Below are 2,550 nucleotides of genomic sequence, written 5' to 3'. Positions count from 1 at the left end.
GCCCAGGCCGCCCCCGCCCTGCCCGCGCCGATCCTCGATATTGGAGCTCTGCTGCCTGCCACGCCATTTCATGGGGATGATCCTTGTGCTCGGTAATGACCGCCCGGACATAAGCCATAGCCCGCCTTGCCGGTTCCGCGCCAGAGCAAACGAATTCTTGGCGGCATATGAGCCGGGGACGGCGGAGCGGCCGCCGCTTTCAGTTGAGCAGTCGCATCAACCCAACGGCAGGAGCCTCGGATAATCGGTGTAACCCTCCGGACCTTCGCCGTAGAACGTATCCTTGTCCGGTGTGTTCAAAGGCAGGCCCTGCCGAAGACGCTCGGCGAGGTCGGGGGTGGCGATGTAGTCGCGCCCATAGGCCAGCGCATCAGCAATGCCGGCCGCGATAAACCGCTCCCCATCTTCCTGCGACATCAATTCGTTGGCAATGACCGGGCCGCCAAACCGGCGCTTGATCTCACCCAGCAGGCTGTCTTCGGCCTCAATCTCACGCACGAAAATGAACGCAATTTCCCGCTTGGCGAGTTCGTCGGCAACATAGCCGAAGAGCGCCCTGGGATTGCTGTCACCCATATCGTGTTCCTCGCCACGGGGCCGCAGATGCACGCCGACGCGATCGGCACCCCAAACCGCAATCACCGCATCCACGATTTCGAGGAGGAACCTGGCCCGGTTCTCCACCGAGCCGCCATATCGATCGGTCCGCTTGTTGGTCTTGTCCTGCAGGAACTGGTCGATGAGATAGCCATTGGCCGCATGCAGTTCGACCCCGTCGAACCCAGCCGCCTTCGCCCGCTCGGCGCCGCGTCGGAAATCATCGACAATGCCGACAATTTCCTCGGTTTCCAGTGCACGTGGAACGGGATGCGGCCGCTTCGGCCGTAACGATGAGACATGACCGGCGGCCGCGATCGCGCTGGGTGCCACCGGCAGCTGGCCCTTGAGGAGTTCAGGGTCGGAGATGCGGCCAACGTGCCACAATTGCAGGAACATCCGGCCACCGGCTTCGTGGACCGCATGGGTGACGTGTTTCCAGCCTTCCATTTGGGCATCGTTCCAGATGCCAGGCGTACCCCAATAGCCCACGCCCTGCGGGGATACCGAAGTCGCTTCGCTCAGGATCAAACCGGCCCCGGCCCGCTGTCGATAATATTCCGCCATCATGGCGTTCGGAACGCGCTCGGTGCCGGCCCGCTTGCGGGTGAGCGGCGCCATGATGATGCGGTTCGGCAGTGTGAGGGCACCAAGTTTCAACGGGTCGAACAAACGGGACATCTGCAAACTCCTGGGATTGAGAACACATATGGCCGTGCAGTGTCCCGGAGACAATTGCGCTTCAAGTTGCCAGATCGTAGACTTGAGGATGTCAATCGAGGCGCTGCAGATGGCTCTCACCAACACTTTCGCTGGCGTCGAAGTCTTCATCAATGCGGTAAAATCCGGCTCGTTCACGGCCGCGGCTGCCCGGTTGGGCATTACCAAGTCGGCGGCCGCCAAATCCGTGGCGCAACTGGAAAGCCGGCTTGGCGTCAAGCTGCTGCATCGCACCACGCGGCGGCTGTCGCTGACGCCGGAAGGCGCGGCCTATCTCCAGCAAGCCGAGGCCGCCATTGATCAGCTGCGGTCAGCGGAGGATTTTGCCCGCTCGAGAGCAAGCACGGTGCGCGGTATACTCCGGGTGGACATGCCAGCGGCATTTGGCCGTCGCGTCGCCATGCCGATCCTGCTGGATATCCTGAGGGCCCATCCCGACCTGCGCCTGGCCGCGAGCTTTTCGGATCGGATTATCGATCCCGTGGAAGAAGGGGTAGATCTGTGCCTGCGGTTCGGTGAACTCCCGGATCGCGCCGATATCGCTGCCCGGCCACTCGGATCGCAGCGCCTCCTGCTCTGTGCGGCGCCCAGCTATCTGGAAGCGTCTGGCCTGCCGGTCGGTCTGAGTGATCTGCACCGTCACGCCTGCATTCTGGGAAGCCGGCCTGACCGGCCAGCCTCCTGGCGCTTTGTCGACGAGAAAAATCGCATCCTGTCTTTTGACCCGCCGGCCACGCATCAAGCCAGTGACGGTGAGGTCGTCATTGCAATGGCGCTAGCCGGCTTCGGCTTGTGTCAAATGCCCCAGTCATTGGTCCAGGCCAGTATCGAGCGGAATGAACTGGTCGTCGTGCTGCCCGATCACTGCCAGGCGCGATCCCCATTCAACGCCGTCTGGCCCGCAACCCGCGCCATGCTCCCCAGGGTCCGAATAGTGGTGGACGAACTCGTCCGGCGCGCCGGCGCGGGAGCGCTGTAAGGCCACCATCACCGCCAATTAGCGTCCGCCTCATCGCCCCGCAAAAAACTTATCCCCGCCCCGTTGGGCGCATGTCACTATCTCCCCATCCCGCCAGTCACCGGTCCCCACGCAGGGCCGGGCGGGGTGACCGTGGGATGGGGGCGCCTGTCCAGTGGGGTTGGAAACTCGGCAGCCGGACCTGCAAGACTGGTACCGCCTGAACCGGACCCTGCACAAAAGCGGATCGAGACGGGCGTCCATTGGCTCCCCTA

2 protein-coding genes are annotated in these 2,550 nt (G+C 63.2%); one reads left to right on the top strand and one right to left on the bottom strand.

The annotated features are described in order from the left end of the window. Positions 1-216: 216 nt before the first annotated feature. The gene (locus tag ACI3KW_RS23130; protein ID WP_404850043.1) at positions 217-1,278 is read right to left on the bottom strand and encodes an alkene reductase; all 1,062 of its coding nucleotides are present in this window, start codon (positions 1,276-1,278) and stop codon (positions 217-219) included. Between the two features lie 109 nt (positions 1,279-1,387). On the opposite strand from ACI3KW_RS23130, the gene ACI3KW_RS23125 reads away from it, so the two are divergent. Further along, positions 1,388-2,296, top strand: coding sequence for a LysR family transcriptional regulator (locus ACI3KW_RS23125; protein ID WP_404850042.1), 909 nt, complete (start codon positions 1,388-1,390; stop codon positions 2,294-2,296). The last annotated feature ends 254 nt before the right edge of the window (positions 2,297-2,550 follow it).

Source organism: Devosia sp. ZW T5_3 (assembly GCF_044987315.1).
GTDB lineage: Bacteria > Pseudomonadota > Alphaproteobacteria > Rhizobiales > Devosiaceae > Devosia.
Note: the sequence above shows the minus strand (reverse complement) of the source record. Positions and strands in the feature narration are given on the sequence as shown.

Coding starts and splice junctions, on each gene's coding strand:
- ACI3KW_RS23125 (WP_404850042.1), top strand. CDS start 1,388: ATGGCTCTCACCAACACTTTCGCTGGCGTCGAAGTCTTCATCAATGCG.
- ACI3KW_RS23130 (WP_404850043.1), bottom strand. CDS start 1,278: ATGTCCCGTTTGTTCGACCCGTTGAAACTTGGTGCCCTCACACTGCCG.